Below are 18,464 nucleotides of genomic sequence, written 5' to 3' on the forward strand. Positions count from 1 at the left end.
TCTCAGGGGGTCGGGCGCCCGCGTCGACGCAGGAGCACGACGACGGCTGTCGCTGCTGCGACGACCAGTCCGAGGCCGAGCGCAATCCAGGCGGGTCCGGGTGCCTCGGACGGCTGGGTGGTCGACGAGCCCGGGCTGAGCGTCGCCGCCACCGTCGCGGTCGTCGTGTCGGAGGGGCTCGCCTCCGGCGTGGGCGTCGCCGTCGGCGTCGGCGTGGGTGTGGGCGTCGGGGTGGCGACCGCGGCCGGACGGGCCGGGTCGTCGACCGTGTAGGCGAACGTGCCCTCGATCGGGTGCCCGTCCGCCGAGACGACGCGCCAGGCCACCGCGTACGCCCCGGACGGCAGGTCGGCCGGGAGTGCCGCGGTGACGGTCGGACCGTCGACGGTCACGGCGAGCTCGACGGCCGTCCCGCCCGCGGGTGTCAGGACGACGGCGCTCGACAGGTCGAGGACGTCGTCGCTGAACTCCAGGGTGAGCGCCGTCGGTGCGGTCGTGACGACCTCGCCGTCGGCCGGTGAGGTCGAGAGCAGCTGGTCGTGGGCGGAGGCGTTCGTGGCCGCACCGAGGGAACCGGCGGCCAGGAGGCCACCGACGAGGAGGGTCGACAGGACCCGTCGAAGAACAGGCATCACAGACTCCAGAGCGAGAGCGAGGGCGCGTCCGCAGGGCTCCGGAGAGCGGCCCGAGTCGGCTCGGGCAGTCGCCGCGGCGGCACGTCGATGGTGGTCGGGGGACGTCGGAGGACGTCGGGGTTCAGCTGGTCAGCGGGCCGAGGCGACGACGGGTGGGCCGCGGCGCGCCTGCGAGCGGGCGATCGGCCTGGTCGACGCGACCCGGTCGGCGCGTCGCGTGACGGCGGCGCCCCGCAGCGGACGTTCGACGAGCGTGCGTGCCGGGGCCCGCAGGGCCGGGAGCAGCACGGTCCACAGGTGGACGACGGTGCGCGCGGCGCGATCCGTGCCGACCAGCAGCCCGACCGTGAGCATCGTCGCGGCCAGGTGTGCGACGAGCATCGTCAGGCCGGCGGCGTGCAGGTGGGTGCCGCCACCCGTCACCGTCAGGGTGAGCGTGCCAAGGTGCGCGTGCCCACCGGGAGCGGCGACGGTCGCCGCCGGTCCGGCGCTCGTGCCGGTGGCGGTCAGCCAGGTGAGCGCGGTGTGCAGCCCCGCCTGGGCGGCCAGAGCGAGCGGCAGCAGGAGGCGTACCCGCAGCCGCACCCGGGTCGTCCACGCTGTCGCCGCGAGCAGCAGCGCGCCGAGCGCACCCACCACGCGCAGGCCGGGCAGCCCACCGCCTCCGAGCACGTGCGCGCCGACGCCGAGGGCCAGCGCGGTGGTCGAGACGAGCGCGAGGCGCCCGGCGCCCAGCGCCCTCTCGACCGGTGTCTGCACGGCGCCAGGGTAGACCTCGGGCGGGACCTTCGTCCCGGCCGCGCCGACGTCGGGACGACGGACGCGCAGGTCGCGAGGGTGCGCGGTGAGCTCCTCAGAGCGCCGGGCCGCTCTCCTCCAGCAGCCGCAGCGCCGCGCTCACCCGGGGGTTCCGCTGCGGGTCGACGTCGATGCCGAGCGTGGCGTAGATGGCGTTCACGTGGTTCTGCACCGACTTCTCGGTGATCCCGAGTCGTTCGCCGATGCCCGCGTTCGACAGGCCCTGGGCGATCAGCCGCAGCACCTCGTACTGCCGGTCGGTCAGCCGGGCCACGTCCGACCCGGCGCGCGGGGCGACCCGGGCGAGCAGCGCGGGGTCGAGCATCGTCTCGCCGACCGCGGCCGCACGCACCGCCGCGACGAGCACCTCCTCGCTCGTCCCCGACGTCTTCGACAGGTAGCTCCAGCCGACGGCGACGTCACCGGGGAGGTCGAGCAGCAGGTCCATCGCGTCGTGCGCGGACAGCAGCAGGATGCCCAGCCGAGGGTGCCTGCGACGCAGCGTGACGCCGAGGGCGATCCCGTTCCCGTCGGGCAGGTCGATGTCGAGCACGGCGACGTCGACGGTGCCCGCCGTGATGCGCTGCGTGGCCTCGGTGACGGTGCCGACGGAGACGACGACCCGCAGGCCGGGGGTGTTCCCGAGGGTGTGCTCCAGCATCGAGCGGAAGAGCGGCTGGTCCTCGACGACGGCGACGCGTACGGGGTTCGAGGGGAGCGGGCTCATGGCACGTCAGTATCCTCGTGGCAGCCAGGCGCGTCGCGTCACCGTGCGGCGCGGCGGGGGGAGAGGTACCAACGATGACGTCCGGTCCGTCGAGCACCCGCCCGCAGTCCGTGGCCAGCAGGTTCGCCGCGCACGTCCCCGTGCCCGACTCCCGACGACCCGTCGGCGCCCGCGAGGCGGAGGAGTGGGCGCAGGACGTCCGCCGCGACCGCACGACGCTGCTGCGCGGCGCCGGGGTCATCTCCGGCCTGTACGGGTTGGGCGCCTCGGTGCAGGCGGCCTACATCTACGCCACGTACCTGTCGGACTGGGCGGACGTCCCGGTGGTCGCCCGGCTGACCGGGAACGCGCTCGCGGTCGTGATGCTCGTCGTCGCGCTCGCGGTGCTGCGCGTGCACCGGGCGCCCACGCTCACCGCGGTCGGCGTGCGATGCCTGGTGGCGAGCGTGGCGGCCGCGCTCATCAGGGTGGCCTCGCAGACCGTGACGGGCGTCTACGAGCACTGGGACGCCGCCACGCTCGAGGCCGAGCTGCTCAGCGGGTTCAGCGCGGCTCTGATCGCCTGCGCCGTCGGGGTGCGGGCGATGGTGCTGGTCCGCGAGGTGCGGGTGGGCGCGCGGGCGGCCGCGAGCCAGGCCGTCGACGTGCAGCACGCGCTGCACGCGCTGCAGCAGGAGGAGGTCCGGGTGCGGCGTGCTGTCGCCGAGGGCCTGCACTCGAGCCTGCAGCAGCGGCTCGTGGTCATCGTCGCGGGTCTGGACGCGTTCCTGCGCGAGACGCCCGGGCGTCCGATCACCGCGAGCGAGCTCACGTCCCTGCAGGAGCTGCGCGACGACATCGACGTCGTGCGTGAGCAGGACGTGCGCGAGATGAGCCGGCTGCTCTACCCCGACCAGCTCGAGATCGGCATGACGCCCGCGGTGCGCCAGCTCCTGCGGCGGGTGCCGACGAGCATCGCGGTGCGGCTCGTCGTCGGCCCGGCGATGCGTGAGCTCGACGACCCGACGAGCGAGTGGCTCTCGGAGCCCGAGCGGCTGCTCGCGGTGCGCGTGGTGGAGGAGGGGCTCTCGAACGCGTTGCGGCACGGCAACCCGACGAGCCTGGAGGTCGGCCTGGAGCGGGACGGCGACATGGTGGTGGTGCGCGTCGAGGACGACGGCGCCGGCTTCGACCCGATGCTCGTGCACGCCTCCGGCACCGCGCGGCTCGGTGAGCGGCTCGCCCTCGTGGGCGGTCGGCTGGACCTGACCGCACGCGCGGGCGGGGGCGCACGGCTGGAGGCGCGGTTCCCGGTGGCCGCTCTGCGCGCAGGGCGCGGCCCGAGCCAGGGCTGACCCTTCCGGACCGTGGCGCGGCGGCGGGGGCGAGGCGTCGCGCCGACCGGTTCGTCGGGCAGATCCGACACGCCCCGGCCCGTCCGACATGCCCCGTGAAGTCCACGATGTGGGACTCGCGAGGGGGACATGTCCCTCCTAATGGACACGCGTTCAGCGTGGATGTCCGAAACGCGCAGATCCGCAGGTCGCAGCGCGGGTGAAAGAAATGGACGTTCCGGGCAGGGCGGGTGTTTTGACCCCGATGGTCCGTCGGAGTCCGGTCTGCACCGCCTTACCGTCGCGGTTCGCGAATCTCGTCCCCATCCGCCCGCGCCACAGGAGTCATCGATGTCCACGAAGAAGTCCGCCCACCGTCGCAAGGCCCTGGCCGTCGGCATCGCCGTCGTCGGCGTCGCCGGCCTCTCGCTCGCCTCGGCGGCCCAGCTCAACCTCATCTCCGACGGTGCGCAGTTCCAGTCCGGCGTCGACGTCGTCGCCAACTGCCAGCCCGCGAACCAGGACATCTCGGTGTCCTTCTCCGACCCGAGCCTGGCCGCCTCCGGCTACGCCAGCACCTCCGTGGTGTTCTCCGGCATCGCACCGGCCTGCTTCACCAAGCTCGCCAACGTCGCCGTCGCGACCACCGGCGGTCTGACCGAGATCGCCTCGGCGCTCACCGTCTCGGGCGCGACGCTCACCGTCGCCCTGCCGACCGGCACGACGGCCGACGCCGTCTCGCAGGTCGCGTTCTCCATCCACGACTGACCCGGCGGACCAGGGCACGCATGACGAGCACGCACGAGCCCGCAGCACCCGAGGCGCCCCGCGCGCGTCGGGTGCTGCGTGCCGTGCCGACCGTGCTGCTCTACGGCGCGGCGATCGTCGCGGCCTGGTTCCTGTGGCCGTCCTCGCTGGGCGGCTGCACCACTCTCACCATCGTCTCCGGCCACTCGATGGAGCCGACCTACTACACGGGCGACGTCGTGGTCGCCCGGTGCGGCGAGCCGCAGGTCGGTGACGTCGTCGTCTACCAGCCCGCCGACCTCGGCGGAGCCCGGATCATCCACCGGATCATCGGCGGGGACGGCGCCTCGGGCTGGCAGATGCAGGGTGACAACAACGGGTTCGTCGACCCGTTCAGCCCGACCGACGCCGAAGTCGTCGGCATCGCGTCGGTGCACCTGCCGAAGGTCGGCCTCGCGGCCGCCGCCCTGACGAACCCGTGGATCTGGGGCTCGCTCATCGTGATCGCCGTCGGCATCCTGCTGTGGCCGACCCGGGTCGAGGACGACGACGAGCGCTCGCAGGACGACGACGCCCCGGCCGGGCCGTCCGCTCACGTCGCGGTCGGCGAGGGTGCGCCGTGACGCGCCGTGCGCGCCTCGTCGCGCTCGTCGCGCTGCTCGTGACCCTGGTCGGGTTCGGCGCCTCCCAGGCCTCAGCGGCCGCCCTCGTGCTCGACGCCGGGATGCGCCCGAGCTCGGCGAGCGTGACCCGCTGCACCGCCCAGGCCGTCACCGTCACCACGACGAGCACCACCGGCGCCGCGAGCCAGGTGGCCGTCACGGGCCTGGACACCGCCCGGTGCGCGGGCCGTGCCGTCCTCGTGTCCGTCTACGACCCCACCGTCACGTCGGGCTGGGCCTCCGCGCGCCGCTTCACGGGCGTCGGCACGGTCACCGCGACCTCAGCGACCCTGACCGCCTCGACGTCCCCCACCTCGTTCACCCCGTCCGCGGGCCTGAAGGCGCACGTCACGATCGGCGGCTGGCCCGTGCAGGCGACCTGGTCGTACGCCTCGGCCGCCGCGGTCGGCTGCCAGGTCCGGACCAACGGCTCGGGCGCGGTCGACACGACGAAGACCTGCACGATCGGCACCGTCACGCACAGCGGGTACAACACCTACTGGCGGCACCTGAGCGTGCAGGTGCCCATGACGTTCTCCGCGCCGCCGTCCTCGAACCAGTACGTCACGTTCACGTTCGCCGTCCCGACCGCCGACCAGCCCGCGTGGTGGTCGTGGTCCGGCGCGGGCCTGTCCGCGTACAGCTACGGCTCCGGCCAGGGTGCGATCACCTCGAGCTGCTCGGCGCTGCCGATGATCTCCGGGCGCACCCCGAGCAACGTGTGGGGCGGGTTCACCGGGATCTCCCTCCAGGTCGACATGGAACGCACCGCCACCCCGCTGTGCACGGTGCCCTGACCGTCGCCTCCTGACCCGCCGAACGCTCAGTCCCGCCCCCTCGCGCCCGATGGGACGGTGGAGGACCTGGGCGCTCGCCCCACGGGTCGCTCGGCGCGGGTTGCACCTCTCCCGCCCCGGCCACCCCGGTGGCGCACGTACGGCGACTCCGGTCGGCACGATGCCGACCGTTCGAGCGCTGCCCGCGCGACCGCCCATGGAGGGGAGGGGGCATGGCGTCGACCCTGGGGACGCTGCGCCGGCGCCCCTCCTCGACCCGCGTGTTCTGGGCGAGCTCGCTCGCGGCCGTGTCGCTCGCCGGGCTGTACGCCTCGGCCCGTGCCGCCGAGCAGCTCGTCGTCGCCGCACCGGCCGGGTGCGACGTGCAGTCCGTCGACTGGTCCTACGAGATCGGCCTCGACGCGCGCACCGGGTACGGCATCACCGGCACCCGTTTCGTCGACGTGCCCGACGCCTGCGAGGGTGTGCGCGTGCAGGTCCTCTACCGGGCCGACGGGTCGATCGTGCGCCGTTCCGAGGTCGTGCTGCACGACGGGACGGTCGACCTGCTCGGGGTCCTCGAACCCGCCGGGACCCGGGTCACCGACGCGTCCTGGGTCGTCCTCCCCGACTGACGTGCGACGGGCGCGGCGACCGACGCCTCCGCGTGTCCCTCAGGCCTCGCGCGCCGGCTCCACCTCGACGGGCGTCGCCTCCGGCCGCTTGGCCGTCCGGGCCGCCCCGCTGGAGGTGCCGTGCAGCCGCCGGGTCGCCCACGGGTACAGGTGCACCTTGGCCCACCGGGCGTCGTCGCGGACCTGAGCGAGCCGCGGGACGGGCGGCAGCGGTGCCGGCGGCTCGTCCCAGTCCGGGACGTCCGGCGCGAGCCCGAGCCCGACGAGCGCCGCCTGCGCGACGCGCGCGTGGCCGTCCTTCGTCAGGTGGATCCGGTCGTCGGACCACATCCGCCAGTCCGACAGCGAACGCATGCCCCACAGGTCGAGCACGTACGCGCCGTGCCGACGGGCGATCGACCACACGTGCGCGTTGAACACCCCGACCCGGGCCCGGGTGGCCCGCACGAGCGGCGACCCCGCGGCGTCCATGCCCGTGCCCAGGAGCACGTCGATGCCCGCGGCCCGCAGCCGTGCCACCCCGGCCTCGAGGTCGCGGGCCAGCCGGTCGACGTCGACCGACGGGCGCAGGATGTCGTTCCCTCCGCCGACGAGGCTCACCAGGTCCGGTCGCAGGTCGAGGGCGACGGGGACCTGCTCGCGCAGGATCGGTCGCAGCAGCCGGCCGCGGATCGCCAGGTTCGCGTACTCCAGCGGCGGCTGCCCCGCGGCGGTGCGGCGCTGCGAGAGGTGCATGGCCAGCTGGTCCGCCCAGCCGCGCAGGGGCGCGTCGGCGGGCGGCAGGGGGATGTGCGGGCCCGCCGGGTGCCCGGGGGCGTCCCACAGCCCCTCGGAGAACGAGTCGCCGATCGCGACGTACCGCGACCACCGGACCTGGCCGCCGTCGAGCACCGGGGGTCCGCCGAGCACCGGGGACGGGTGCGCAGGGTGCTCGGTGGTGGGGGAGAGGTCGACGGGCTGCTCGTCCGGAAGGGTCACCGGGCCATTGTGCCCACGGGGGGCGACAGGCGTCAGGGCAGCGTCCAGTCGACCGGCTGCGCGCCCTGCTCGACCAGGAGCCGGTTCACCTGGGAGAACGGTCGCGAGCCGAAGAACCCCCGGCTGGCCGACAGCGGGCTCGGGTGCACGCTGGCCACGACCGGCACGCCGTGCAGCGCGGGCGCGAGCGACTGCGCGTCCCGGCCCCACAGCACGGCGACCAACGGTCCGCCCCGCTCCACGAGCGCGGCGATCGCACGGTCGGTGACCGCCTCCCAGCCGTGCCCGCGGTGCGACGCGGGTGCGCCCGGCCGGACGGTCAGGACCCGGTTGAGCAGCATGACGCCCTGCGCGGCCCACGGCGTCAGGTCGCCCGACGTCGGTGCGGGCAGGTCCAGGTCCGTGACGAGCTCGCGGAAGATGTTCGCCAGCGAGCGTGGCACCGGCCGCACGTCGGGCTGCACGGAGAACGAGAGCCCCATGGGGTGCCCGGGTGTGGGGTACGGGTCCTGCCCGACGATCAGCACACGGACGTCGGCGAGTGGTCGCTCGAAGGCCCGCAGGACGGCGTCACCGGCCGGCAGGTACTCGCGTCCCGCGGCGACCTCGGCGCGCAGGAAGGCCCCGGCGGCGCGCAGCTGCGGCTCCACGGGGGCGAGGGCTGCGGCCCAGTCGGCCGCGACGAGCTGGTCCAGCGGGGCGCCTGTCACGGGCGCGAGAGTACCCGGCCGGTCGAATGACACCGCTGTCGTTCGCGCCGTACGATGGCGCACGACGGACGTCCCCCCACACCGACGGCCCCGACCGGGTCGACGCGCAGAGGTGGACGAGCACGGCGGACGACCGGCCCGCACGATGGAGGAGGACGCATGACCGTGACGGCGACGCTCACCCCGAGCCCCCAGGTCGACCCCTCCGGTGAGGCCCCCGCGCAGTCGGAGCTGTCGGAGCGGGACCAGGCGGTCCTGGCGTTCGAACGGCAGTGGTGGAAGTACGCCGGCGCCAAGGAGCAGGCCGTCCGTGAGCTCTTCGACATGTCGGCCACGCGGTACTACCAGGTTCTCAACGCCCTGATCGACGACCCGGCCGCGCTCGCCCACGACCCGATGCTGGTCAAGCGGCTGCGCCGCATGCGGTCCTCGCGCCAGCGTGCGCGCACCGCTCGGCGCCTGGGCGCCGAGGGCTGACGCGCGGCTCGTCGTCGGCCCTCCTGGGCCGGTCTTCGGGGCCGGTGTTCGGGGCCGGGAAGGTCGATCTCCCCGGATCCACAGCGTGACCCGCTAGCCTTTCGGCCGTGAGCAAGGCCGACTACCCCTACCCCCCGGACGAGTTCGACGCGCCCCGGAGCCCGGACGCGCCGCGCGACCCCTACCTCGCGCCGCGTTCCTGGTGGAGCCGGTGGTGGCCCTTCGTCGCGGTTCTGGTGGTGTTCCCGGTGCTGGCGTTCGCCCTGGTGAACCTCGCGGCACGCTTCGACTCCCTGCCGATCGGCGGCGACTCGTCCGCGTCGGACGGGGCGTCGGACACCTCGACGGATGCGGCGTCCACGGCGCCGACCGACACCGGCACCGAGGCGGCCGAGACCCCGGCCGAGACGCCCGCGGCCACCGCCGACCTGGCCACGCCCGTCGTGGTCTACAACGCGGCCGGCATCGCCGGCCTCGCGGCGAGCACGGCCGAGACGCTCACGACCGCGGGCTTCACCGCCGTGACGACCGGCAACCAGGACGCCGGTGACCTGACGGAATCGGTCGTGTACTACGGCAGCGACGCGCTCAAGCCGACCGCGGACCTGGTGGCGCAGACCCTCGGCATCACGACCGTCACCCTGTCCCTGGCCGAGTCGCCGAGCGGCGTGTCGGTCATCCTGCTCACCGCTCCCTGACGGACGCGTCCGCGAGGTTCACCCTCGGGTCGTCCGACGACCTGCGAGACGACCCTGGTCGGGACGTGACGTGCGCCACTAGGCTCACCGCACCCCGCCGCGACGCGGAGCGCCGGGGCCCCGATCGTCGAGGAGTGCGCATGGCCCAGGGCACGGTCAAGTGGTTCAACGCGGAGAAGGGCTTCGGCTTCATCACCCCCGTGGGTGGCGGGCAGGACCTCTTCGTCCACTACAGCGCGATCCAGGTGGACGGCTACCGGTCCCTCGAGGAGGGGCAGGAGGTCGACTTCGAGGTCGGCCAGGGCACGAAGGGGCCGCAGGCCGAGCAGGTGCGGCCCGTCTGACCTTCGCCCGGTCCTTCGGAACGGCACCGCCGCCCCGGCATCTCGCCCGGGCGGCGGTGCCGTTCTGTGCGTCCGGAGGTCGTCCGCCGAGGGCGGACGACCTTGCACTCACCGGGGTCGAGTGCTAACCATTGGACTTAGCACTCTCCGGTGGAGAGTGACAGAATCACCACGGCCGTCCGGTGAGGGCCGTCGGGTGCGGGACATGACCGCGCACGGCGACCCGTCCGTCGCGGGCACCTTGCGGCCGACCCACGAACCGAGTGAAGGATCACAGCCCCATGGCCAAGATCATTGCCTTCAACGAGGAGGCCCGGCGCGGCATCGAGCGCGGGCTCAACGTCCTCGCCGACACCGTCAAGGTGACCCTCGGCCCGAAGGGCCGCAACGTCGTCCTGGACAAGAAGTGGGGCGCCCCCACGATCACCAACGACGGTGTCTCCATCGCCAAGGAGATCGACCTCGAGGACCCCTTCGAGAAGATCGGCGCCGAGCTCGTCAAGGAGGTCGCCAAGAAGACCGACGACGTCGCGGGTGACGGCACCACCACCGCCACCGTGCTCGCCCAGGCGCTCGTGCGCGAGGGTCTGCGCAACGTCGCCGCCGGCGCCAACCCGATCGCCCTGAAGAAGGGCATCGAGAAGGCCGTCGAGGCCGTCACGGCTGCGCTCCTGGAGCAGGCCAAGGAGGTCGAGTCCAAGGAGGAGATCGCCGCCACCGCCGCCATCTCCGCCGGCGACGTCGCGATCGGCGAGCTCATCGCCGAGGCGCTCGACAAGGTCGGCAAGGAGGGCGTCATCACGGTCGAGGAGTCCAGCGCCCTGGGCCTGGAGCTCGAGCTCACCGAGGGCATGCGCTTCGACAAGGGCTTCCTGTCGGCGTACTTCGTGACCGACCCCGAGCGTCAGGAGGCCGTCCTCGAGGACGCGTACGTCCTGCTCGTCGAGTCGAAGATCTCGAACGTCAAGGACCTGCTGCCCCTGCTGGAGAAGGTCATCCAGTCCGGCAAGCCGCTGTTCATCGTCGCCGAGGACGTCGAGGGCGAGGCCCTGGCCACGCTCGTCGTCAACAAGATCCGTGGCACGTTCAAGTCGGTCTCCGTCAAGGCCCCCGGCTTCGGCGACCGCCGCAAGGCGATGCTGCAGGACATGGCCATCCTCACCGGTGGTCAGGTCGTCTCGGAGACCGTCGGCCTCAAGCTGGACACGGTGGGCCTCGAGGTCCTCGGCACGGCGCGCAAGATCGTCGTCACCAAGGACGAGACCACGATCGTCGAGGGTGCCGGCGACGCCGCGCTCATCGCCGGTCGCGTGAACCAGATCCGTGCCGAGATCGAGAACTCGGACTCGGACTACGACCGCGAGAAGCTGCAGGAGCGCCTCGCCAAGCTGGCCGGCGGCGTGGCCGTCATCAAGGCCGGTGCGGCGACCGAGGTCGAGCTCAAGGAGCGCAAGCACCGCATCGAGGACGCCGTCCGCAACGCCAAGGCCGCGGTCGAGGAGGGCATCGTCGCCGGTGGTGGCGTTGCGCTCATCCAGGCCGGCAAGGTCGCGTTCGCGAACCTGGTTCTCGAGGGTGACGAGGCCACCGGTGCCGCGATCGTCAAGCTCGCCATCGAGGCCCCGCTCAAGCAGATCGCGATCAACGCCGGTCTCGAGGGCGGCGTCGTGGCCGAGAAGGTCCGCAACCTCCCGACGGGTCACGGCCTGAACGCCGCGACGAACACCTACGAGGACCTGCTGGCCGCCGGCGTCAACGACCCGGTCAAGGTCACGCGCTCCGCGCTGCAGAACGCCGCGTCCATCGCTGCGCTGTTCCTCACCACCGAGGCCGTCGTGGCCGACAAGCCGGAGAAGGCCGCCCCGGCCGGCCCCGGTGGCGGCGAGGACTTCGGCGGCGGTTTCTGATCCGCTGAACCACCGCCGGCGATGATCCGCCGGCAGCACGGACGGAGGGCCGGTCACCTACGGGTGGCCGGCCCTCCGGCGTTCCCGCGGCACCGCGGAAGGTCCGGCGAGGCCCGTGCGGCCTGCGTGCGAGGTCGCCGCGGGCCGCGGCTACTGGTGGTAGCTCGACAGGAAGTTGCCGATGCGCTCCACGGCCTCGGACAGCACCCGGGCCTCGGGCAGCGTGACGACGCGCAGGTGGTCGGGCGTCGGCCAGTTGAAGCCCGTGCCCTGCACCAGCAGGATGTGCTCGCTGACCAGCAGGTCGTAGACGAGCCGGCCGTCGTCACGGATCTCGTGCACCTCGGGGTCGAGCCGCGGGAACAGGTACAGTGCCCCGTCCGGACGGACGCAGTCGACGCCCGGGATCGAGGTCAGCCCCCGCCACGCGACGTCGCGCTGCACGTGCAGCCGGCCTCCGGGCGCGATGAGCGCGTCGATGGACTGCACGCCGCCGAGCGCCGCCTGGATCGCGTGCTGCGCCGGCACGTTCGGGCACAGACGCGTGGACGCCAGCAGCGTGATGCCCTCGAGGAACCCGCGCGCGTGGTCGCGTGGTCCGGTGATCGCCAGCCAGCCGGCCCGGTACCCGGCGACGCGGTACGTCTTGGACAGCCCGTTGAACGTCAGGCAGAGCAGGTCGGGGGCGAGCGAAGCGAGCGGGACGTGCTGCGCACCGTCGTACAGGATGCGGTCGTAGATCTCGTCCGCCAGGAGCAGCAGGCTGTGCCGCCGCGCGATCGCCACGATGCCCTCGAGGATCTCGCGCGAGTAGACGGCACCCGTCGGGTTGTTCGGGTTGATGACGACCAGCGCCTTGGTCCGCGGGGTGACCAGGGACTCCAGGTGCTCCAGGTCGGGCTCCCAGCCCGCGGTCTCGTCGCACCGGTAGTGCACCGGGAGCCCGCCGGACAGGCTCGTCATCGCGGTCCACAGCGGGTAGTCGGGGGAGGGGACGAGCACCTCGTCGCCCTCGTCGAGCAACGCCTGGCAGACCATCGTGATGAGTTCCGAGACGCCGTTGCCGACGAACACGTCGTCGACGTCGATCGACGGGAAGCCCGGCGTGGTCTCGTACCGGGTGACGATCGCCCGGCGGGCCGACAGGATGCCGCGCGACTCGGAGTAGCCGTGCGCCAGGGGGATCGCGGCGATGACGTCCCGCACGATCTGGTGCGGTGCGTCGAAGCCGAAGGCCGCCGGGTTGCCGGTGTTCAGCTTGAGGACGGTGTGCCCCTCGGCCTCCAGGCGTGCCGCCTCGTCGAGCGTCTTGCCGCGGATCTCGTACAGCACGTGGCGCAGCTTGGCGGACTGGTCGAGGGGACGCAGCGGCATGGTTCGAGACTAGTCCCGTCGCGTGCCGTCCCCTCCCAGGTCGGACCGTGGTCGCCCGGGTGTCGGTGCGCGCGTGCCCACGACGACGGTGGCGTCCAGGTCGTCGTCGGACACGACACGGGCGTGCAGGCCGTGCTCGGCCATCACGGCCACGGCGGCGGGTGCCTGCCGTTCGCTCGTCTCGACCAGGACGTGCCCGCCGGGGGCCAGCCACCGGGCGGCCACCGCGGCGAGCCGGCGCTGCAGGTCGAGCCCGTCGGGCCCGCCGTCGAGCGCCACGGCGTGCTCGTGCAGCCGGGCCTCGGGCGGCATCAGCGCGACCGCGCCCGTCGGGACGTACGGGGTGTTCGCGGTCAGCACGTCGACCCGCCCGCGCAGGTCGGCGGGCAGCGGCGCGTCGAGGTCGCCCTGCAGGACGAGCACGCCGTGCGGGGCCAGGTTGCGACGCGCGCAGGCGACGGCGGCGTCGTCGACGTCCGCCGCGACGAGCCTCACGTCCGGCCGTGCGGTCACCACGGCCAACCCGATCGCGCCCGAGCCGCAGCACAGGTCGACCACCACCGGTCCGCCGCCGTCCCTCGCAGGCATGCCACCGGGCCCGGGGAGGAGCGCGAGCGCCTCCCGGACGAGCAGCTCGGTCCGGCGTCGGGGCACGAACACCCCGGCAGCGACCCCCACGCGCAGTCCGGAGAACTGCGCCCAGCCGAGCAGGTGCTCGAGCGGCAGGCCCTCGACGCGGCGCTCCACCAGCCGTTCGAGCTCCGGGAGGTCCGGGACGCCGTCGGCGCCGGTCGCGGCCTCGAGCAGCAGGGTCGCCTCGTCCTCGGCGAAGACGCAGCCCGCGGCACGCAGGCGGACGACGACGGCGTCCAGGTGATCCGGCTGCGTGCCGGACGCGGCAACGGGCACGGGCACGGGCACGGCCAGGGGCGTTGGTGCGGGCGCGGCGTCGGCGGGCTCCCCGATTGCCGGGACCAACGGTCAGGCCCCCTCGGCATGGTCGCGCCAGCTGTGCCGCGGCTCGTACCCGAGCAGGCGACGGGCCTTGTCGATCGAGAGCAGCGTGTCGTGCACCCCGACGTCGCCCCGCACCGGCACGCCGGGGAACTGCTCCGCGAGCAGCTCGGCGTTCGGCCGACCCATGACGGTGTCGGCGGCGGCGATGATGAAGCGGTCGTAGCCGGCGGGTGCGGTCTCGAGCGCCCGCAGCACGGCCTGGGCACCGTCCCGACCGTCGATGTAACCCCACAGGTTCCAGCGACGCTGCCGTGCGTCGGCGTCGAACGACGGGAACTGCGCGTAGTCCTCGGGGTCCATCACGTTGGAGAACCGCAGCGAGGTGATCGCCAGCTCCGGGTTCCACCGGACGAGCTCGATCGCGAGCGTCTCCTCCAGGTGCTTGCCCAGGGAGTACGTCGACTCGGGCCGGGCCGGGTACTCCTCGTCGACGGGGACGTAGGGCGGAGGGGTCTCGAACGGCAGGCCGAGGACGGTCTCGCTGGACGCGTGCACGATCCGTCGCACCCCGAGGCGGGTCGCGGCCCACAGGACGTTGAACGTGGCCGCCATGTTGTGGTGGAACGTCGTCACGTCCGGCACGATCCCCGGGGCGGGCACCGCGGCCAGGTGCACGACCGCGTCGACGCCCTCGTGCTGGTCGCCCACGGCGGTCAGCGAGTCGACGACCTGCCCGTAGTCGGTGAGGTCGACCCGGACGAAGCCCGGCCCACGGGTGCCGTCCCTGTCGAGGTTGACGACGGCGTGACCCGCGGCGGACAGCTCACGCACCACCGTCCGTCCGAGCTTGCCTGACCCTCCGGTGACTGCGATGCGCATGCGGCGATCCTTGCACCCTCAGCGGTGCCGGGTGCGGTCCTTCGCCGGGACCCGCAGGCCGGAGGCGCGCAGCCGCCGGATGAGCTCGTGCGCCGAGACGGGGACCGCGCCGAGCGCCACCAGGTCGTCGTAGCGGACGTCCGGCACGTCGTAGTGGTCCAGGTCGAACGCCCGCTCGGGAAGGCCCGCACGTGCCGCGAACGCGTGCAGCTCGGCCAGCGACTCGTCCGAGACGAGGTGCCCCCACGACCGCCCGTGGTTGGGCCACAGCGGCGGGTCGACGAGCACGGTCACCGGCCGAGCGTACGTCGCGTCAGCGCACGAACAACCGGCTCGCCTGGGACTCGGCCTCGGCGTAGGTGCGTGCCGCCGTGTTCATCGCGGTCACGATCTGCTCGAGCGAGGCGTCGACGCGGGTCTCGGTGCTCGACCAGTCGGCCATGACCCCGGCGAACGCCCCGGCCGCCGCGCCCTTCCAGCCGGCCTGCAGCTCGGCGAGCTGGCGGTGCATGGCCGCGACCTCGGTGCGGATGGTGGCGGCGCGGGCCTGGACGGCGGCGGCGGACGTCGCGAGCTGTGCGCTGTCGACCTCGTACCTGCTCATGGATGAACCTCCCGGGTGGCCGGACGACCGGTACCCGGGAGGGTGCGGCCGTGGTCCGGCGGTGGAGGTCCCGACGCTACGAGCGCCGGCCGGAGCCCTTGCGGGGAGGTCCGGCCGGCGCTCGTGACATCAGCAGCGTGCGGGGCTGTGGGCGGCTCGGTGGGAGCACGCCCGGGGTGCGATCAGGAGTCGACGTCCGACTGCTCGGCCGCCTGCCGTGCCGCGGCCTCCTCGGCCAGACGGCTCTGCTCCTTCTCCAGGCGCTGGAGCTCGGCCGACAGGTTCTGCCGGGCCGGCTCCTCCCACGCCGCGCCGAGCGGGCTGACGAACAGCGACTCCCGCTCCAGCAGCTTGTGCAGGATCCGCACGCGGGCCCGCACGTAGTCCTCGACCGGCAGGTGCGAGTACTCGGCGCGCACGTCGTGCAGGTAGGCCTTGTAGCGCTGCGGCTCGGCGGCCAGCATCGCCAGGTCGGCGTCGCACAGCACCGCGCAGTCGAAGTCGCTCGGGTCGGGCGAGTGCCGCACGAGGGCCACCACGAGGTCCCGGACCCGCAGGGCACGGTCCTCCGGCACCCCGAGGGCGGTCAGCTCGGTGTAGGCCAGGTCGCTGCTGGCGACCTCGTCCTCACCGCCCTTGTTGGCGTACGCCTTGCGGTCGGCGGCGTCGAAGACCGCCCCGTGGTACCAGGCGGCGAGGCGGACCAGAGCCGGCTCGTGCGTCTCCTCCGCGAGCTCGTCGACCCGCTGCAGGACGTCGACCAGGTGTCGCAGGTTGTGGAACTCCCGGCCGGGTGCGCTCCACCGTGCCACGAGGGCCTCGGCCCTGTCGTGCAGCTCGCCCGGAGAGGCGGTCGCGCCGGCCTCCCCTGCGCTGCGCTGGTACGCGGACAACAACCACTGCGGTGCGTCGATGACGCCCATGAACAAGCCTCACGTGACGGCGAACATGTCTCGGACCCGTCATCGTAGCCCCGCCGGTTCAGGAAATGTCCGGGCTGTGCACAGGACGATCCGTGACGCTCTCGGACGAGACGGACGCCGCGCCGCCGAGCGGGATCCGGACGCTCACCGTGGTCCCGCCACCCACGGTCGCCCGCAGGTCCACCGCGCCGCCGTGCGCGTCGACGATCGCCGCGACGATCGCCATGCCGAGGCCAGCACCACCGGACTCACGGGTCCGTGAGGCGTCCACACGGTAGAAGCGCTCGAACACGCGGGCGGCGTGCACGGGGTCGATGCCCGGCCCGTGGTCGCGGACCTCCAGCACCCCGGCGCCGTCACGGACGCCGACCGCGAGCTCGACCGGCGACCCTGCCGGCGTGTGCTGCACCACGTTGCCGACGAGGTTCGCCACGACCTGCCGCAGCCGCGCCTCGTCGCCGGTGACCACGCAGGGTCCGATCGCGCCCCCGGCACCCAGCGGCTCGAGACGCGCGGAGCGGCCGGGGTCCAGGGCGTGCAGGTCGCTCAGCGCGTCGCCCGCGAGCACGGTCAGGTCGACAGGGACGGCGCTCATCGGACGGCGCTCGTCGAGCCGGGCCAGCGCGAGCAGGTCCTGCACCAGCGCGCCCATGCGCGTGGCGGACTGCTCGACGCGGCGCATCGTGTCGTCGACCTGGTCGCGCTCGGTCAGGGCACCCATGCGGTACAGCTCGGCGTAGCCGCGGATCGTCGCCAGCGGGGTGCGCAGCTCGTGCGAGGCGTCGGCGACGAACCGGCGCATCCGCTCCTCGGAGGCCGTGCGGGCGTCGAAGGCCTGCTCGATCTGGGTCAGCATGCCGTTGAGCGCGGCGGACAGCCGACCGACCTCGGTGGACTCCGGGGCGGGCGGCACGCGCTGGGACAGGTCGCCGTCGGCGATCGCCGCAGCCGTGGTCTCGATCTCCTGCAACGGGCGCAGCGAGCGCTGCACGGCCCACCCGCCCGCGACGACGCCGAGCAGCACGATGCCCAGGCCGCTCAGGACGAGCGTGAGGACCATCTTCTCCACTGTGCGGTCGACGTCCATCAGCGGCAGGGCGACGGCGACCGAGCCGAGCTGCCCGAGCGGTGTCCGCCCGGGGAATGCCACGACCCGCCAGCTCGAGCCACCCGTGGTGGACGGGACGGTGAAGGGCACGCCTGCGATCGCCGCAGCCTCGTCCGCCGTCAGGTCGGGGATCTCTGGCTGACCGTAGTGCTCCGCCGCAGCAGGGGACTGGTACGTCGACTCGACTCCCGCGACCTGCTGGCGCACGAAGTAGTCGCTCGGCGCGTAGCTGTTGCTCGACGAGTCCGACCGCCGGGAGATGTCGGTCTGGTCGACCGCCTCGGACTGGAGCTTGGCGTCGACCTGGTCCAGCAACGTGCTGCGCAGCAGGGTGGCCGCGGCCGCCCCTGCCAGGATCAGCCCGGCTCCCAGCAGCACGGCGATGATCGCGACGAGCCGGGAGCGCAACGACACCCCGGCCCACCGGACCCGCAGCCGGCTGGGGCTCACGGCTGCTCGCGCAGCAGGTACCCGACGCCCCGCTTGGTGTGGATCAGCGGAGGCAGGCGGTGCCCCTCGGCGTCGTCGAGCTGGTCGATCTTGCGGCGCAGGTAGGAGATGTAGGACTCGACGATGTTCGCGTCGCCGACCCAGTCGTACTGCCACACGTGATCGAGGATCTGTGCCTTCGACAGCACCCGGCCCGGGTTGAGCATGAGGTAGCGCAGCAGCTTGAACTCGGTGGGGGACAGCTCGACGTCGTGACCGGCGCGGCGGACCTCGTGTGAGTCGTCGTCGAGCTCGAGGTCGGCGTAGCGCAGCACGCTCGCGTCGTCGGTCTCGCCGGGCTGGGTGCGGCGCAGGATCGCCCGGATGCGCGCGACGACCTCCTCGAGGCTGAACGGCTTGGTGACGTAGTCGTCGCCGCCGACCGTGAGCCCCTGGACCTTGTCGGACGTGTCGTCGCGCGCGGTGAGGAACAGCACGGGCACGTGCTGGCCCTTCTCCCGCAGTCGGCGCGTGACGGTGAACCCGTCCATGTCGGGGAGCATGACGTCCAGCACGACCAGGTCGGGCTCGACCTCACGGGCCAGCTTGAGGGCCTGCCCGCCGTCCGCCGCGGCGTGCACCTCGAACCCCGCGAACCGCAGCGACGTGGCGAGCAGCTCGCGGATGTTCGGCTCGTCGTCGACGACGAGCAGACGCGCCTCGGGCGCGGACGACGGGGCGGTCATGGGCCCAGTCTGCCGGGCGTTCCTGGGCGTCGCCTGG

General features: G+C 73.4%; 22 protein-coding genes. 9 read left to right on the forward strand and 13 right to left on the reverse strand.

The features are described 5' to 3' along the window. Positions 1-2 precede the first annotated feature (2 nt). The 3 genes from BKA22_RS11155 to BKA22_RS11165 form a co-directional block, all read right to left on the reverse strand. Positions 3-632, reverse strand: coding sequence for a copper resistance CopC family protein (locus BKA22_RS11155; RefSeq protein WP_146953477.1), 630 nt, complete (start codon positions 630-632; stop codon positions 3-5). Positions 633-764: 132 nt separating this feature from the next. Continuing rightward, on the reverse strand, positions 765-1,394 hold the full coding sequence (locus tag BKA22_RS11160) for a hypothetical protein (RefSeq protein WP_146953476.1): 630 nt from the start codon (positions 1,392-1,394) through the stop codon (positions 765-767). Positions 1,395-1,488: 94 nt separating this feature from the next. Next, positions 1,489-2,160, reverse strand: a complete 672-nt coding sequence (locus BKA22_RS11165; RefSeq protein WP_146953475.1) for a response regulator transcription factor — start codon at positions 2,158-2,160, stop codon at positions 1,489-1,491. A 74-nt stretch (positions 2,161-2,234) separates the two neighbouring features. On the opposite strand from BKA22_RS11165, the gene BKA22_RS11170 reads away from it, so the two are divergent. From BKA22_RS11170 to BKA22_RS11190, 5 genes are all read left to right on the forward strand, one after another. After that, complete coding sequence (locus BKA22_RS11170; RefSeq protein ID WP_146953474.1) at positions 2,235-3,494, forward strand: sensor histidine kinase; 1,260 nt, start codon at positions 2,235-2,237, stop codon at positions 3,492-3,494. A 330-nt stretch (positions 3,495-3,824) separates the two neighbouring features. Further along, positions 3,825-4,241: a hypothetical protein gene (locus BKA22_RS11175; protein ID WP_146953473.1), complete on the forward strand. Its 417-nt coding sequence runs from the start codon at positions 3,825-3,827 to the stop codon at positions 4,239-4,241. Positions 4,242-4,261: 20 nt separating this feature from the next. After that, entirely contained in the window at positions 4,262-4,843 is a 582-nt protein-coding gene (locus BKA22_RS11180; RefSeq protein ID WP_146953472.1) for a signal peptidase I, read from the forward strand. Next, a complete protein-coding gene (locus BKA22_RS11185; RefSeq protein ID WP_146953471.1) occupies positions 4,840-5,679 on the forward strand; it encodes a hypothetical protein in 840 nt (279 codons plus the stop codon). The genes BKA22_RS11180 and BKA22_RS11185 overlap by 4 nt, the downstream gene beginning before the upstream one ends. A 212-nt stretch (positions 5,680-5,891) precedes the next feature. Next, positions 5,892-6,293 carry a hypothetical protein gene (locus BKA22_RS11190; RefSeq protein WP_146953470.1) on the forward strand — a complete coding sequence of 134 codons (402 nt, stop codon included), beginning with the start codon at positions 5,892-5,894 and terminating at the stop codon, positions 6,291-6,293. 39 nt (positions 6,294-6,332) lie between these two features. Here the strand turns inward: BKA22_RS11190 and BKA22_RS11195 are convergent, their stop codons facing one another. Together BKA22_RS11195 and BKA22_RS11200 are read right to left on the reverse strand one after the other, a co-directional pair. After that, entirely contained in the window at positions 6,333-7,184 is an 852-nt protein-coding gene (locus BKA22_RS11195; RefSeq protein ID WP_146953690.1) for an SGNH/GDSL hydrolase family protein, read from the reverse strand. 119 nt (positions 7,185-7,303) lie between these two features. Beyond that, positions 7,304-7,981 (reverse strand): uracil-DNA glycosylase, encoded by a 678-nt coding sequence (locus tag BKA22_RS11200; RefSeq protein WP_146953469.1) that lies wholly within the window; start codon positions 7,979-7,981, stop codon positions 7,304-7,306. Positions 7,982-8,140: 159 nt separating this feature from the next. Between BKA22_RS11200 and BKA22_RS11205 the strand changes: the two genes are divergently transcribed. From BKA22_RS11205 to groL, 4 genes are all read left to right on the forward strand, one after another. Then, entirely contained in the window at positions 8,141-8,458 is a 318-nt protein-coding gene (locus BKA22_RS11205; protein ID WP_146953468.1) for a DUF3263 domain-containing protein, read from the forward strand. Between the two features lie 107 nt (positions 8,459-8,565). Next, the gene (locus BKA22_RS20350) at positions 8,566-9,156 is read left to right on the forward strand and encodes a LytR C-terminal domain-containing protein (protein WP_146953467.1); all 591 of its coding nucleotides are present in this window, start codon (positions 8,566-8,568) and stop codon (positions 9,154-9,156) included. A gap of 140 nt (positions 9,157-9,296) precedes the next feature. Then, a complete protein-coding gene (locus BKA22_RS11215; protein ID WP_146953466.1) occupies positions 9,297-9,500 on the forward strand; it encodes a cold-shock protein in 204 nt (67 codons plus the stop codon). 281 nt (positions 9,501-9,781) lie between these two features. Next, positions 9,782-11,407 (forward strand): chaperonin GroEL, encoded by a 1,626-nt coding sequence (gene groL, locus BKA22_RS11220; protein WP_146953465.1) that lies wholly within the window; start codon positions 9,782-9,784, stop codon positions 11,405-11,407. A 150-nt stretch (positions 11,408-11,557) separates the two neighbouring features. Here the strand turns inward: groL and BKA22_RS11225 are convergent, their stop codons facing one another. The 8 genes from BKA22_RS11225 to BKA22_RS11260 all read right to left on the reverse strand — a co-directional run bounded on the left by BKA22_RS11225 (position 11,558) and on the right by BKA22_RS11260 (position 18,427). After that, positions 11,558-12,781: a pyridoxal phosphate-dependent aminotransferase gene (locus tag BKA22_RS11225; RefSeq protein WP_146953464.1), complete on the reverse strand. Its 1,224-nt coding sequence runs from the start codon at positions 12,779-12,781 to the stop codon at positions 11,558-11,560. 9 nt (positions 12,782-12,790) lie between these two features. After that, a complete protein-coding gene (locus BKA22_RS11230) occupies positions 12,791-13,702 on the reverse strand; it encodes a putative protein N(5)-glutamine methyltransferase (RefSeq protein WP_371863663.1) in 912 nt (303 codons plus the stop codon). Between the two features lie 60 nt (positions 13,703-13,762). Next, positions 13,763-14,617 (reverse strand): NAD-dependent epimerase/dehydratase family protein, encoded by an 855-nt coding sequence (locus BKA22_RS11235; protein ID WP_146953463.1) that lies wholly within the window; start codon positions 14,615-14,617, stop codon positions 13,763-13,765. An 18-nt stretch (positions 14,618-14,635) separates the two neighbouring features. Continuing rightward, positions 14,636-14,911: a DUF4031 domain-containing protein gene (locus BKA22_RS11240; protein WP_146953462.1), complete on the reverse strand. Its 276-nt coding sequence runs from the start codon at positions 14,909-14,911 to the stop codon at positions 14,636-14,638. A 19-nt stretch (positions 14,912-14,930) separates the two neighbouring features. After that, positions 14,931-15,221 (reverse strand): WXG100 family type VII secretion target, encoded by a 291-nt coding sequence (locus BKA22_RS11245; protein ID WP_146953461.1) that lies wholly within the window; start codon positions 15,219-15,221, stop codon positions 14,931-14,933. 182 nt (positions 15,222-15,403) lie between these two features. Further along, the gene (locus BKA22_RS11250; RefSeq protein WP_146953460.1) at positions 15,404-16,144 is read right to left on the reverse strand and encodes an HD domain-containing protein; all 741 of its coding nucleotides are present in this window, start codon (positions 16,142-16,144) and stop codon (positions 15,404-15,406) included. 58 nt (positions 16,145-16,202) lie between these two features. Continuing rightward, positions 16,203-17,702: a sensor histidine kinase gene (locus BKA22_RS11255; RefSeq protein ID WP_223203627.1), complete on the reverse strand. Its 1,500-nt coding sequence runs from the start codon at positions 17,700-17,702 to the stop codon at positions 16,203-16,205. Next, complete coding sequence (locus tag BKA22_RS11260; protein WP_146953459.1) at positions 17,699-18,427, reverse strand: response regulator transcription factor; 729 nt, start codon at positions 18,425-18,427, stop codon at positions 17,699-17,701. Before BKA22_RS11260 ends, BKA22_RS11255 begins: the two co-directional genes overlap by 4 nt. Positions 18,428-18,464: the final 37 nt, after the last annotated feature.

The sequence above is a fragment of the Cellulomonas soli genome (assembly GCF_013409305.1).
Lineage (GTDB): Bacteria > Actinomycetota > Actinomycetes > Actinomycetales > Cellulomonadaceae > Cellulomonas > Cellulomonas soli.

Excerpts from the sequence above, each read along its gene's own strand:
- BKA22_RS11260 (WP_146953459.1), bottom strand. The coding sequence starts at position 18,427 with ATGACCGCCCCGTCGTCCGCGCCCGAGGCGCGTCTGCTCGTCGTCGAC.
- BKA22_RS11175 (WP_146953473.1), top strand. The coding sequence starts at position 3,825 with ATGTCCACGAAGAAGTCCGCCCACCGTCGCAAGGCCCTGGCCGTCGGC.
- BKA22_RS11250 (WP_146953460.1), bottom strand. The coding sequence starts at position 16,144 with ATGGGCGTCATCGACGCACCGCAGTGGTTGTTGTCCGCGTACCAGCGC.
- BKA22_RS11155 (WP_146953477.1), bottom strand. The coding sequence starts at position 632 with ATGCCTGTTCTTCGACGGGTCCTGTCGACCCTCCTCGTCGGTGGCCTC.
- BKA22_RS11225 (WP_146953464.1), bottom strand. The coding sequence starts at position 12,781 with ATGCCGCTGCGTCCCCTCGACCAGTCCGCCAAGCTGCGCCACGTGCTG.
- BKA22_RS11235 (WP_146953463.1), bottom strand. The coding sequence starts at position 14,617 with ATGCGCATCGCAGTCACCGGAGGGTCAGGCAAGCTCGGACGGACGGTG.
- BKA22_RS11170 (WP_146953474.1), top strand. The coding sequence starts at position 2,235 with ATGACGTCCGGTCCGTCGAGCACCCGCCCGCAGTCCGTGGCCAGCAGG.
- BKA22_RS11215 (WP_146953466.1), top strand. The coding sequence starts at position 9,297 with ATGGCCCAGGGCACGGTCAAGTGGTTCAACGCGGAGAAGGGCTTCGGC.
- BKA22_RS11205 (WP_146953468.1), top strand. The coding sequence starts at position 8,141 with ATGACCGTGACGGCGACGCTCACCCCGAGCCCCCAGGTCGACCCCTCC.
- BKA22_RS11190 (WP_146953470.1), top strand. The coding sequence starts at position 5,892 with ATGGCGTCGACCCTGGGGACGCTGCGCCGGCGCCCCTCCTCGACCCGC.
- groL (WP_146953465.1), top strand. The coding sequence starts at position 9,782 with ATGGCCAAGATCATTGCCTTCAACGAGGAGGCCCGGCGCGGCATCGAG.
- BKA22_RS11165 (WP_146953475.1), bottom strand. The coding sequence starts at position 2,160 with ATGAGCCCGCTCCCCTCGAACCCCGTACGCGTCGCCGTCGTCGAGGAC.
- BKA22_RS11180 (WP_146953472.1), top strand. The coding sequence starts at position 4,262 with ATGACGAGCACGCACGAGCCCGCAGCACCCGAGGCGCCCCGCGCGCGT.
- BKA22_RS11245 (WP_146953461.1), bottom strand. The coding sequence starts at position 15,221 with ATGAGCAGGTACGAGGTCGACAGCGCACAGCTCGCGACGTCCGCCGCC.